Below are 12,164 nucleotides of genomic sequence, written 5' to 3'. Positions count from 1 at the left end.
GAAGATGAAGTCGGGATATCTCATCGCGGCCAGTTGCCTTGCGCTTGCGCTTCCAAACGTGGCACTGGCTGACGAAGCGCGCAGCGATGGCGCACAAACTGCTGCGCCCAGCGTCGAAGAGATCATTGTGACCGCCCAGCGGCGCAACGAAAACCTTCAGAAAGCGGCCATCGCGGTGTCGGCAGTGACGGGGGATGCACTGCGCGCGTCTGGGATCACCCAGCCAACCGGGCTGACCAGCGTGGTACCCTCTCTGCAGGTTGCCCCCGCGGCTGGGCCTTATAATCTGTTTTACTTGCGCGGGGTTGGTAATTTCAACGGCAACGCGTTTTCCGATTCTGCCATCGCGTTCAATTTCGCCGGTGTCTACATCGGGCGCCCGTCTGCCACGACCGGCTTTTTCTATGACCTTGACCGGATCGAGGTGGTCAAGGGGCCGCAAGGCACGCTCTATGGCCGCAACGCCACCGGTGGCGCGATCAACGTTTTGCCCAAGAAGCCTGAACTGGGCGTCTGGAGCGGATTTGGCGCGGTCGATGTGGGCAATTATTCGGCCGTGCGGCTCGATGCCGCACTGAATATCCCGCTGGGCGACAAGGCCGCCGCGCGCTTTGCCGTCGTGCGCGTCAAGCACGATGGCTATATGAACGACGGCACTGACGATCAGGACGACGTCGGCGTGCGTGGTTCCTTGCGGTTCGAGCCGACCAGCAATCTGCATATCGGCGTGGTGGCAGACTATTTCGACCAGGGCGGGCGCGGCGTTGGCATGACCCCGCTGTTGGCGCCGCAGGGAACCCCTGCCGCCACGATGATTTCGCCCGACAGCCGCATCGGCATCTATTCACCGCAAGGCCAGGCGTTTTACTCCAGCCAGTGGGCCGGCACGCTCGGGCGGCCGTTCCAGGCTTTCGCCGCGAATTTCCAGCCTTTCCTGCGCAACCACTTCGTCGGCGTGTCAGCGACGGCGGAATGGCAAAGCGATTTGGGCACGCTGACGATTGTTCCTTCCTATCGAGAGGGGCATCTCAACTTCAACAGCTTCGTGCCCGGCTTCCAGGTCTATTCGGTGGAGCGCAACGCGCAGACGAGCGTCGAAGCACGCTTTGCCACGCCCGATGCCCTGCCGCTTCGGGCGCTGTTCGGGGCGTTTTACTACCATGACCACACCGACAGCCCCTATGGCGATTATGCGTCCAACTGGAACGCCCAGTATGACAAGAACACTTTGCTCAACACCACCAGCAAGGCGCTGTTCGGCCGGCTGACGTATGCGGCCACGCCTGCGCTGCGCCTGACCGTGGGCGGGCGGCAAACCTGGGAAGACAAGGATTTCAGCGGCTCGCGCATATCGCTGACCCGCATTTGCACCGCCGCCTCGTGCCCGACGGCGCCTTCGCTGCCCTATGGCCCCACGGCGCCGGCGCTGGGCGCATTCCCCTCGGTCGTGGTGCCAGCACTGGGTGCTGCCCCTTATGGTGGCCTGCCCGATGTTGTCGGCAACCCCAACGTCATCCAGGCCGCCACGGTCTTTTCCAACAGCGAGAACAAATCGTTCAGCAAATTCACCTGGCGGGTCGGCGCTGACTGGGATCTGACGCCGCACAACCTGCTGTATGTCTCGTACGAAACCGGGTTCAAGGCCGGCGGCTTTTTCTACAGCCCGAACGGCGCCGGGGGGCAGTTCGCACCCGAGACGCTGGGCGCGCTGACGTTCGGATCGAAGAACCGTTTCTGGAACAACCGGATTCAGCTCAACCTGGAAGTGTTCCGCTGGAAATACAAAGACCAGCAGATCAGCCATCTGCTGACGATCGGCACCGTGCCCACTTTCGTGACCGAAAACGTCGGGCGGGCCACGTTCCAGGGCTTTGAAGTCGAGGGGCAATTCGCCGCGACCGCGTTCACCACGCTGCATGTTGACGCGCAATACCTCGACGCGAAATACGACCAGTTCACGTATCAGAGCCCGAACAGCAACGGCGGAGTCTTCAACGGCACATCCTGCCCGACGGCCGGATTTGCCAACAATTCCTACATCATCAACTGCAGCGGCATGCGGCCGGTCAATGCCCCAAAATGGACGCTTAACCTGGGTGTCGACCAGCGCGTTCCCGTCTCGGTCGGCGAATTCACGCTGAACGCCAAAGCGCATTACCAGACCGCGACGATGACCGGCATGGAATTCGCCCCGGTCGAACAGCAGGCGGCGTATTGGCTGGCCGATGCCCAGGTCAGCTTCAGCCCCAATATCCATGGGCTGACGTTTGGCGTCTACGTCAACAATATCTTCGACAAGACCCTGAAATCGCAATCATATCCAACGCCTGGCACGGCCTTTTACGCCACCACGCTGCGCCCGCCGCGCACCTATGGTGGGCGCGTGTCCTACAGCTTCTAGAAATTTGCTGCCGTCATGGCGCAAGGGTGGGGGGAGCATCGCGCTTCCCCCATCATTGCGTTTTTTCCGAGCAGCCGTTCTCGAGCATTTCCAGCATCCATTGCACGCCCGGATCGCTGTCGCGCACCTTGTGCCATTGCGCGATCTGGATCACGTCGGGAAACGGTGTCCAGGTCTCATGAATGGCAATGGGATAGAGCTTGGCGAAATGCTCGGCATAGCGCCGGTGCATGGTGGCCAGCCGGCGCGTTCCCACGATGCCGCGGCATAGATCGCCAAAGCTGGGCAGCAGCACTTCGACGCGGCGATCATGCGCCATTTTCGCGATATGCTGATCGGTGACGGAAGGGCGCCGGTCGGGGCCAAAAGTGGCAACCGCATGGCCCGCGGCAAAGAACACCTCTTCACTGATCGTGCCATAATTTGCGTCGCGCCAACTGATGATCACGTCGGTGTCTCGCCACAACTCGCGGGTTGGATAGCGCGAGTTGGCATAGGGCTGCACGGTGATCACGAGATCGACCTCTGCACGCTCGAGCCGTTCGGTTGCGATGCCGCTGGGCGGAATGACTTCAAAAGTCACCAGGGGCGCAATGTGCGAGGCATGGGCGATGATATCGGCCAGGCTGATCGCATAGGCATAGTCCGAGGCCACGAGCAGGAAATGGCGGTTTGATGTCGCAGGATCAAAGTTACCTGCCCTGGTAATTTCGCCGCGAATTTGCAGCAACGCCCGTTTCACCGGGCCGGCAAGCGCCTCTGCCTTGGGCGTGGGGTGCATCTTGCGCCCGTGGAGCACCAGGAGATCATCCTGGAAATAGTCCCTTAGGCGGTTGAGTGCCCCGGTCACCGCAGGCTGGGTCAAATTCAGGCGCCGGGCTGCCGCCGAGACGTTCCTTTCCTCTGACAAGGCTTCAAACGCCACGAGCAGGTTAAGATCGAGACCATCAAATCGCATCCGCGAAACCTATCAGCGCAACCTATAGCTGACAACCGCGATATTCGATTGGACGGTAATTTCCCGATCGACGAAGATGCCCTGGTAAATTTCGTCACGTCTATAGCACGCCGCGAGCGTCAGAAGAAAATCCAGGGAGAACCCTAATGATGCTGCGAAAGCTGCACCATGTTACGTTTCATGTCAGTGATCTTGACGCGACAGAGCGGTTTGCAAACGACTTTGGCCTGCTGACGGTAGAAAAAGCTGGCCAACGACTTGTCATGGCCACGCAGGGCGGCGATTCCTATTCTTATGTCGCCTACCAATCTGACGAACCCAAGTTCATCGGACTTGCGTTCGAGGTTGCCGACGAGGCCGATCTTGCCCAGGCCATTGCCGATCATGGCGCCAGCGATGTGGTCGAGATGGACCTGCCCGGTGGCGGTCGGTCCGTGTCGCTGTTTGACCCCAATGGCTTCCGGGTGGAACTGGTCCACGGAATTGCCAGCAAGCCCGCGCTGCAGTCCTATCCCGAGTGGCAGATGAACTCGCCCTTGGGCTATCCGCGCGCCGGGCGTTTCGAGCCCAAGCGCCCGCTGGCCCCGGCCAAGCTGTTTCGTCTGGGTCATATTGGCCTGTTCGTGCCGAGCTACCTGGCTACCCAGGCCTGGTACAAGGACGTGCTCGGGCTGATCCCCAGCGATGTCTATCACGTTCCGGGCCAGCCCCATGTCCAGATCGTCGGGTTCCTGCGCCTTGACCATGGCGAAGACCTGGTGGATCACCACAGCGTTGCCCTGATGCAGAGCATGGATGGGCGGGTCGACTGCCATCATATCAGCTTCGAAGCACAAGACTTCGAGGCGCAGTTCATGGCGCACCGCTACCTCGAAACCCAGGGGTACGAACTGGTCTGGGGCGTGGGGCGCCACCCCCACGGCAGCCATGTGTTCGACGTGTGGCGCGACCCTGACCGCAACCGCTTCGAGACGTTCAGCGACACCGATCGGTTGAAGAAGTCTGACGGCACGCGAATTCACAATATTCACGATGTCGAGATGGACGTGTGGCGCTCGGACCCGCCCGACCGTTATTTTGCCTGATCCCCAAAATATTCAAACGAAACGTTAGCGAGAAATCCATGTCTGATCATTCCTTCTTGAAGCCGCTGCCCGCCGCACCCCAGCCCGAGGGCATCGATGATGTTACCGGCCTCGTTTCCGGTTCTTTCGGAATTGGCACGTTCCGTGATGGTGATGGCGCCGCGTTTCCCGGTGTCGTCGTGCCGGGCGGCGGCGTGTTCAGCCTTGCCGGCGAATATGCCGATACCCATGCCGTGTTCGAGGATTGGGCGCGCGCTTCCAACCTGGCCAACGATGTTGCGGCCAAGCAGGACCGCAAGGCGCACGATTATCGCGCGCTGACCATCCTGCCCGTTCTGGCCCATCCCAACATGCTGTGTGGCGGATCAAACTATCGCCAGCACGTGGCCGAGATGATGACCTTCAACAAGTTCAACCAGGACAAGCGTGGCGAAGGCGAAAGCGACGAGCAGTTCTTCCAGCGAAATCTGGCCGAAATCGATCGCCGCAGCCGCGAAGGCATGCCGTTCTTCTGGACCGGCCTGCATTCCTCGCTGTGCGGCCCGAATGACGACGTGCCGCTGCCGCTGATCGGCGAAAATCCCGACTGGGAACTGGAGTTCGGCGCGATCGTCGGCAAGACTGGCCGCTATGTCCGCCCGGAAGACGCCCACGAACTGATCGCTGCCTATGTCATGGTCAACGACCTGGGCACGGTGGACGAATTCCGCCGCGTCGATGTGCGCTTCATGTACGATTGGGTCAGCAAGCATCAGCCCAACTTCAAGCCGTTCGGCCCCTTTGCCGTACCCAAGGAATTTGTCGATCGCTCGAAGGTGCAGATCCGCCTTAAGGTGAATGGCGAAATCCGGCAGGATTGGCCGATTTCCGACATGATTTTCCAGCCGGAACAGATCCTGTCCTATGCCTCGGAACGCATTCGTCTGGTGCCGGGCGATCTGCTCATCACCGGTTCGCCGCCGGGGAACGGCGCGATGTGGGGCAATGCCTGGCTCAAGCCCGGCGATGTGATGGAAAGCGAGATCACCTACCTGGGCCGCCAGACCAACCATATCGTCGCCGAAGAGGTTGGCGACCGCACGCCAACCTACGGGCCCTTCATCACGGCCTGGTGATACCGGGCGCTGGTGCGACCCTGGATTGCGTGGCTGGCTTTCATGCAGCACGGGCCGCAAGGCGGCTCGGCTGGCCAGCCCGCAGTCCATCCCCGAACCGGTCGCGATCATCAGGACGCGCGGCCGGTAAGGGGGAGGGAGGGGCCTTCCAGGTAATAGCCCGAAATCTCAAAAATGCGGCAGCATCTTGCCGTTCATGTCTATTTTTGGAACATCCATGCTCAATCATGGGCTGAGCATGGAATGACAATCATGGACCAGATCGATCGCCGCATTCTAAACGCCCTGCAAAGTGACGGGCGGATGACCAACCAGGATCTTTCCGAACAGGTTGGCCTCTCGCCCTCTCCGTGCTTGCGCCGTCTGCGCGCCCTGGAAAGCGACGGCGTGATCTTCCGCTATGTCGCGCTGGTCGATCCGATCTCGGTTGGCCTGCCGGTCACCGCTTTCATTCGCGTGCGGCTGGACCGGCAGGACGATCGCCATCTGGCCCAGTTCGAAGCGGCGGTGGCCTCTTTTCCCGAAGTCATGGAATGCTACCTGATGTCGGGCGATTGCGATTACCAGCTGCGCGCCCTGTTCGATTCACTGGGCGCCTTCGAGGATTTCCTGCGGCAGAAGCTGACGCGCATTGAGGGGGTCTCGCAGGTCACCACCAGCTTTGCGCTGCGGCCGGTGGTCTACAAGACCGCGCTGCCAATCTAGACCCTGTGGCTAGACGGCATCCTCGCTTGCCACGTCATTGCCCCAGGAACAGTTCTGCCGCGGCATCGATGACGGCATCACTGTCCAGCCGGTATTCGCGGTAAAGATCGGGCAGATCGCCGGTCTGGCCAAACCGGTCGGTGCCGAGCGGGCTGACGCGCATGCCCTTCACGCCGCCAAGCCACGACAGCGCGCCGGGTGACCCGTCGATCAGCGTCACCAGGCCGGCGCCCGGGGCAAGCGGCGCCAGCAGGGTTTCGGCATGGCAGGGCGCTGGCGATCCGGTGGTCCAGCGTGTCGCGTGGCGTTCCGACCAGCCGCGATGCAAGAGATCGGGCGAGGTCACGTTGAGCAGGCCCAGGCCCGGGATATCATCGACCAGCTGTTCCCAGGCCGCGAGCGCTTCGGTGGCCACCACGCCGGTAAACACGATCGCCGCATCCGCGCCTTCGGCGGGGCGGCGCAGCCAGTAGCCGCCCTTCAAGGCGTCTTCCCGCCAGGTGTCATCTGTGCGCGTGATCTGCGGGATCGCGCGCGTGGTCAGGCGCAGATAGACCGAGCCGCCATCGACCTGCTGCATGTGATCGAACGCGAACGCCATCATCGCCGCCAGTTCATCGGCATAGGCCGGCTCGAAATAGGTCAGGTTGGGTTGCCCCATGCCGATCAGCGGGGTGTTGATCGATTGGTGCGCGCCGCCCTCTGCGGCCAGCGTCAGGCCCGATGGCGTTCCCACCAGCAGAAAGCGCGAGTCTGAATAGCAACCATAGTTGAGCGCATCGAGGCCGCGCGCAATGAACGGATCATAGACCGTGCCGACCGGCAGCAGGCGGGTGCCGAAATGCGGCGCGGCCAGGCCCAGCGACGCGAGCATGAGGAAGAAGTTGTTTTCGGCAATGCCCAGCTCGATGTGCTGGCCAGCAGCATGCTGCGCCCACTTCTGCGCCGAAGGAATCTTGGCCTTGTGGAACACGTCCGCCAGTTCCTGACGCCGGAACAGCCCACGCTGGTTGACGAAGGCGCCCAAGTTGGTCGTTTGGGTAACATCGGGTGCCGTGGTCACGATGCGATCGGCCAGTTCCTCGCCCGATTTCGCCAATTCGAGCAGGATGCGCCCGAACGCGGCCTGCGTCGATTGGTCGGCGCCCTCGGGCGCGGGGATTGCCGGAACGGGAACGGCAGGCGCAACCGGTTCAGCCTTGGTCCGGGCGATTGGCGAATTGGCCACGAAGGCCTTGAGATCGGTGGCGACATTGTCGCCGAGCGCGCCCCACGGCTCCCACTCGTTGCCCTCGGCAATGCCCAGGCTCAGGCGGAATTGCTCCATCTGCGCCGGGTTCATCATCCCCGAATGGTTGTCCTTGTGGCCGGCGAGCGGCAGCCCGTGGCCCTTGACCGTATAGGCGATGAACAGCGTGGGGCGATCGTCCTGCGCGGCGTCGAAGGCATCCATCAGGGTTTCGACACAATGGCCGCCCAGGTTGGTCATCAGCCGCGCCAGCTCGACATCGTCATAGCTGTCGAGCAGCGTCTTCACGTTGGGCTTGTGGCCAATGTCGGCCAGCAGCCGCTCGCGCCAGGCCGTGCCGCCCTGATAGGTCAGCGCCGCGAATTCGGCGTTGGGGCAGCTGTCGATCCACTCTTCCAGCGCCTTGCCGCCCGGCCGCGCGAAGGCGGCCAGTTGCATCTTGCCATACTTGAGCGTGATGACGCGCCAGCCGCAGGTTTCGAAGATATCGTCGAAGCGGCGGAACATGCGATCGGCCGTGGTGGCGTCAAGCGACTGGCGATTGTAGTCCACAATCCACCAGCAGTTGCGCAGGTCGTGCTTGTAGCCCTCGATCAGGCATTCGTAGATATTGCCTTCATCGAGTTCAGCATCGCCCATCAGCGCGATCATGCGCCCGGCGTCTTCCTCGCGCAGTTGCCCATGCGCGATGAGATAATCCTGCACCAGGCTGCTGAAGGCCGTCACTGCCACGCCCAGGCCGACCGAGCCGGTGGAGAAATCGACCGGAATGTTGTCCTTGGTGCGGCTGGGATAGCTCTGCACGCCGCCCAGGCCGCGAAACCGCTCCATCCGCTCGCGCGTCTGGTTGCCCAGCAGATAGTGGATGGCGTGCAGCACCGGTCCGGCGTGCGGCTTTACCGCCACTTTATCCTGCGGACGCAGCGCATGGAAATAGAGCGCCGCCATGATCGCGGTGATCGACGAACAACTGGCCTGATGGCCACCCACTTTCAGGCCATCGCGCTTGGGACGCAGATGGTTGGCATTGTGGATCATCCACGACGAAAGCCACAACAGGCGCGTGTCGAGATGCTCCAGCGCGCTGATCGTGTCCTGCCGGGAAGGGGAAGTCGTCGTGTCCATGAGCGTGTCCTGATGTGGAGCGACAGGTTCTAGCGCTGCCTGGCGGGGCATGTCCTTGCGAAAGGATTGCCCTTAAATCGTCTGAAATGGCAGGTTCTGCCAATATGCATTGTGATTTATAGGAAATATTGCCGGGATTTTGCCGATGCCATCGGAATGCTTCGGTATCGCGAGCGAGTTTGAGGGTATGGCGATTCCGCTCGGAAGCAGCACCTGGTCCGTCCCGCACGAAGGCCGCCAGCCTTCGCGTGTTTGCAGGTGGAGCAGTAAAATCCAGTGCCCATGTCACAAAGCGTGGAGCGGGTTCGTCATGATGGCATCCCTATCGAAAGGATGCTGACCATGACCCCGCGTCTCAATCTCTACACCGCCGAGCCCGACATTTTCAAAGCCTGGTTTGCCTATTCGCAGAAAGTGGCGGAATGCGGCCTGGAAAAGCCACTGCTCGAACTGGTGAAAATCCGCGCCTCGCAGATCAATGGCTGTGCCAACTGCCTGAATATTCACACGTCTGATGCGCGCAAGGCTGGTGAAACCGAGCAGCGCATCCATCTGGTGGCTGCATGGCGTGATGCGCCGTGCTACACCGATCGCGAACGCGCGGCGCTGGATTGGACCGAACACATGACGCAGATCGCGACCAGCCGCGCGCCCGATGCCGTCCATGCCGCTTTGGCTGCGCAGTTCACCCCGGCCGAGCAAGTGCAACTGACGCTGGCGATCGATGTGATCAACGGATGGAACCGCCTGGCGGTCGGCTTCAATTTCTATGCTCCGGAACTGGGTTGGAAATGAGCCAGACGGCGGGCGAGATCTTTGACGCGCAGCGATCCACCTTGCTGCGTGTTGCCTATCGCATGCTGGGCACGATTGCCGATGCCGAAGACGTGGTGCAGGATGCCTATGTGCGCTGGCAGGCAGTGGATCATGCAGAGGTGGCAGTGCCGGCCGCGTTTCTGCGCCGCATCGTCACGCGCCTGTGCCTCGATCACCTTAAATCGGCGCGGGTCCAGCGCGAAATCTATGTCGGGCCGTGGCTGCCCGAACCGGCCGTGGATGACGCGCTCGATGACGATGTGACCCTGCCGCTGCTGCTGGCGCTCGAGCGGCTTTCCCCGCTCGAGCGGGCAGCCTTTCTGCTGCATGACGTGTTTGGAGAGCGGTTCGAGGATATCGCGCTGGTGCTGGATCGCGATGTGCCCGCCTGCCGCCAGCTTGCCAGCCGCGCGCGGGGGCATGTGCGTGATGCCCGGCCAAGGTTCCCGATCGATCACCAACACGGCAAGGCCATCGCCGCTGCCTTTTTCGAGGCATCGCAGAAGGGAGACATGGCGCAATTGAGCATGTTGCTGGCCCAGGACGTGCAGTTCCATGCAGATGGCGGCGGCAAGCGCCCCGCAGTGGCGCGTATCCTGCAAGGCGCCAGCGAATATCTGCGCGCCCAGGCGGCGCTGATACGGCTGCGCCGCGCCCCTTCCGAACTGGTGCGGTTCACCACGATCAACGGCCTGCCGGGTTTTATCACGAGAGAGCCCGATGGCTTGCTGCAGACCACGGCCCTGTTGGTGGAGGGCCGGCACATCCAGGCCATCTACGTCATCCGCAATCCCGACAAGCTGACGCGCGTGCATTGAGCCTTTGCCCGTTGCCTAAGCCGCGTGGGGCGCACCGCCAATTGCAGCGCGCCCCGCATTTGCGGTTCAGATCTGGGCCATGCCGCCATCGACGAACAGTTCGATGCCGTTGATGAAGCTTGCCTGGTCCGAAGCGAGGAACAAGACAGCCTTGGCGATTTCATCGGGTTGGCCAACCCGGCCGAGCGGAACTTGTCCTGCCATGAAATCGAGCAGGCCCTGCTGCGATGCCGCGTCTGGTCCTGCCAGTTCGACCAGTCCCGTCGTTTCGACCGGCCCCGGGCTGACGGCGTTGACGCGGATCTTGCGGTCCTTCAGGTCGAGCATCCAGTTTCGTGCGAAACTGCGCACCGCCGCCTTGGTCGCGGAATAGACACTGAACGCTGCGGTGCCGGTGATCGCCGCGGTCGAACTGGTAAGAACGACCGAAGCGCCATCGCGCAGCAAGGGTAGCGCTTTTTGTACGGTAAACAGCACGCCCTTCACATTGGTGTCGAAGGTCTGCTGATAATGTTCCTCGCTGATTGCGCCGAGCGGGGCGAAGCTGCCCCCGCCAGCATTGGCGAAGAGCGCGTCGATCTGGGCGTGCTGCTGTTGAACGGCATCGTAAAGGCGATCGATATCGGCAAGTTGCGATATATCGCCGCGCACGCCGGTAACCCGCCCGCCGATTGCCTTGACTGCCGCATCCAGCGCTTCCTGGCGGCGTCCGGTGATGAACACCGCTGCGCCAGCTGCTGCGAACGCCTGCGCCGTGGCCAACCCGATACCCGATGTGCCGCCGGTGACCACCACCACCTTGTTGTTGAAATCCTGTGCCATCTTTCATCTCCTGTTGGTTGGAGCGGCGCTGTGCTGCGCCGGTGAAAAAGCACATAAGTGTGCAACGATATTGGCTGTAGTCAGCAAAATTGATACGTATCGTTGCATCAAAGGAACGCTGATGCGCGAAGACCTCAACGACTATGCCTACTTTGCCGAGGTGGTGGCGCATGGCGGCTTTGCCGCGGCGGGCCGTGCCCTGCGCGAACCCAAGTCAAAGTTGAGCCGCCGTGTCGCTGCTCTCGAAGCGCGGCTGGGCGTAAGGCTGATCGAGCGATCGAGCCGCCGCTTTCGCGTGACCGACGTCGGCCAGGCATTTTACGAACGCTGCCGTGCCATGATGACAGAGGCGCAGCAGGCCGTCGCTCTGGTGGCCGAGGCGCAGGCCGAACCGCATGGCCGCGTGCGCTTCAGTTGCCCGACCGGCCTGGTCGAGATCCTGTCGGATATTCTGCCCGGATTTCTCGCCCGCTATCCCCGCGTGCGCCTGCAGGTGATCGCCAGCGACCGCGCCGTCGACCTGATCGAAGAACGTATCGACCTTGCCTTGCGCGTCCGCGTGGCCTTGACCAGCGATGCGGCGCTGACGATGCGTTCGTTGGGCACCTCGGCACGTATCCTCGTGGCCGGCCGACAGCTGGCAGAAAGCATGGGCGCGGATCCAGCTGGGCTGGCCACGATGCCGACACTGGGCACTTCTGACGAAATTGGCGAGGTGGAATGGCAGCTGGAGCACATTGATGGCGCAACCCACCGCCTGCGGCACGAGCCCCGCATGACCTGCAGCGACTTTACCGCCGTGCGCGCCGCCGCGATCCGCAACCTGGGCGTGGCGCTGCTGCCCGATCACGTGTGTTCAGAGGCGCTGCGCCAGGGGCAACTGGTGCATGTCCTGCCGCAGTGGCGCGCGCAGATCGGTATCGTGCACCTGGTCTTCACCACCAGGCGGGGGTTGCCGCCGGCGGTGCGCGCGTTGATCGATCACCTCGCGGCGACCTTTCCCAAATGATCGACCAAGGCGTTCGTCGAGCGGTGTTTGCCAAGCGGCGGTGCCCTGCCTAGCCTGCCCC

General features: G+C 62.2%; 10 protein-coding genes. 7 read left to right on the top strand and 3 right to left on the bottom strand.

Going from position 1 to position 12,164, the window contains the following annotated elements:
* Positions 1–4: 4 nt before the first annotated feature.
* On the top strand, positions 5–2,401 hold the full coding sequence (locus SCA01S_RS11885) for a TonB-dependent receptor (RefSeq protein WP_062785773.1): 2,397 nt from the start codon (positions 5–7) through the stop codon (positions 2,399–2,401).
* Positions 2,402–2,453: 52 nt separating this feature from the next.
* On the opposite strand, the gene SCA01S_RS11880 is transcribed toward SCA01S_RS11885, so the two are convergent.
* Positions 2,454–3,359 carry a LysR family transcriptional regulator gene (locus SCA01S_RS11880; RefSeq protein ID WP_022677575.1) on the bottom strand — a complete coding sequence of 302 codons (906 nt, stop codon included), beginning with the start codon at positions 3,357–3,359 and terminating at the stop codon, positions 2,454–2,456.
* A gap of 146 nt (positions 3,360–3,505) precedes the next feature.
* On the opposite strand from SCA01S_RS11880, the gene SCA01S_RS11875 reads away from it, so the two are divergent.
* The 3 genes from SCA01S_RS11875 to SCA01S_RS11865 all read left to right on the top strand — a co-directional run bounded on the left by SCA01S_RS11875 (position 3,506) and on the right by SCA01S_RS11865 (position 6,264).
* The gene (locus SCA01S_RS11875) at positions 3,506–4,444 is read left to right on the top strand and encodes a VOC family protein (protein WP_082209229.1); all 939 of its coding nucleotides are present in this window, start codon (positions 3,506–3,508) and stop codon (positions 4,442–4,444) included.
* A 38-nt stretch (positions 4,445–4,482) separates the two neighbouring features.
* Positions 4,483–5,559 carry a fumarylacetoacetate hydrolase family protein gene (locus tag SCA01S_RS11870; protein ID WP_054130384.1) on the top strand — a complete coding sequence of 359 codons (1,077 nt, stop codon included), beginning with the start codon at positions 4,483–4,485 and terminating at the stop codon, positions 5,557–5,559.
* A 252-nt stretch (positions 5,560–5,811) separates the two neighbouring features.
* Entirely contained in the window at positions 5,812–6,264 is a 453-nt protein-coding gene (locus SCA01S_RS11865; RefSeq protein ID WP_022677578.1) for an Lrp/AsnC family transcriptional regulator, read from the top strand.
* A 34-nt stretch (positions 6,265–6,298) separates the two neighbouring features.
* Here SCA01S_RS11865 and SCA01S_RS11860 read toward each other — a convergent pair whose 3' ends face one another.
* Positions 6,299–8,638, bottom strand: a complete 2,340-nt coding sequence (locus SCA01S_RS11860) for a thiamine pyrophosphate-binding protein (RefSeq protein ID WP_062785771.1) — start codon at positions 8,636–8,638, stop codon at positions 6,299–6,301.
* Between the two features lie 342 nt (positions 8,639–8,980).
* On the opposite strand from SCA01S_RS11860, the gene SCA01S_RS11855 reads away from it, so the two are divergent.
* A complete protein-coding gene (locus tag SCA01S_RS11855) occupies positions 8,981–9,433 on the top strand; it encodes a carboxymuconolactone decarboxylase family protein (protein ID WP_062785995.1) in 453 nt (150 codons plus the stop codon).
* Entirely contained in the window at positions 9,430–10,272 is an 843-nt protein-coding gene (sigJ, locus tag SCA01S_RS11850) for an RNA polymerase sigma factor SigJ (RefSeq protein WP_084390959.1), read from the top strand. The genes SCA01S_RS11855 and sigJ overlap by 4 nt, the downstream gene beginning before the upstream one ends.
* Positions 10,273–10,338: 66 nt before the next feature.
* Here the strand turns inward: sigJ and SCA01S_RS11845 are convergent, their stop codons facing one another.
* Entirely contained in the window at positions 10,339–11,094 is a 756-nt protein-coding gene (locus SCA01S_RS11845) for an SDR family NAD(P)-dependent oxidoreductase (protein WP_062785767.1), read from the bottom strand.
* 121 nt (positions 11,095–11,215) lie between these two features.
* On the opposite strand from SCA01S_RS11845, the gene SCA01S_RS11840 reads away from it, so the two are divergent.
* The gene (locus tag SCA01S_RS11840) at positions 11,216–12,103 is read left to right on the top strand and encodes a LysR substrate-binding domain-containing protein (RefSeq protein WP_022677583.1); all 888 of its coding nucleotides are present in this window, start codon (positions 11,216–11,218) and stop codon (positions 12,101–12,103) included.
* Positions 12,104–12,164 lie beyond the last annotated feature (61 nt).

The sequence above is a fragment of the Novosphingobium capsulatum NBRC 12533 genome (assembly GCF_001598375.1).
Taxonomy (GTDB): Bacteria; Pseudomonadota; Alphaproteobacteria; order Sphingomonadales; family Sphingomonadaceae; genus Novosphingobium; species Novosphingobium capsulatum.
Note: the sequence above shows the minus strand (reverse complement) of the source record. Positions and strands in the feature narration are given on the sequence as shown.

What these genes read in the sequence shown, in the direction of transcription:
- SCA01S_RS11885 (WP_062785773.1), top strand. Translation starts at nt 5, where the DNA reads ATGAAGTCGGGATATCTCATCGCGGCCAGTTGCCTTGCGCTTGCGCTT.
- SCA01S_RS11845 (WP_062785767.1), bottom strand. Translation starts at nt 11,094, where the DNA reads ATGGCACAGGATTTCAACAACAAGGTGGTGGTGGTCACCGGCGGCACA.
- SCA01S_RS11870 (WP_054130384.1), top strand. Translation starts at nt 4,483, where the DNA reads ATGTCTGATCATTCCTTCTTGAAGCCGCTGCCCGCCGCACCCCAGCCC.
- SCA01S_RS11840 (WP_022677583.1), top strand. Translation starts at nt 11,216, where the DNA reads ATGCGCGAAGACCTCAACGACTATGCCTACTTTGCCGAGGTGGTGGCG.
- SCA01S_RS11880 (WP_022677575.1), bottom strand. Translation starts at nt 3,359, where the DNA reads ATGCGATTTGATGGTCTCGATCTTAACCTGCTCGTGGCGTTTGAAGCC.
- SCA01S_RS11855 (WP_062785995.1), top strand. Translation starts at nt 8,981, where the DNA reads ATGACCCCGCGTCTCAATCTCTACACCGCCGAGCCCGACATTTTCAAA.
- SCA01S_RS11860 (WP_062785771.1), bottom strand. Translation starts at nt 8,638, where the DNA reads ATGGACACGACGACTTCCCCTTCCCGGCAGGACACGATCAGCGCGCTG.
- sigJ (WP_084390959.1), top strand. Translation starts at nt 9,430, where the DNA reads ATGAGCCAGACGGCGGGCGAGATCTTTGACGCGCAGCGATCCACCTTG.
- SCA01S_RS11865 (WP_022677578.1), top strand. Translation starts at nt 5,812, where the DNA reads ATGGACCAGATCGATCGCCGCATTCTAAACGCCCTGCAAAGTGACGGG.
- SCA01S_RS11875 (WP_082209229.1), top strand. Translation starts at nt 3,506, where the DNA reads ATGATGCTGCGAAAGCTGCACCATGTTACGTTTCATGTCAGTGATCTT.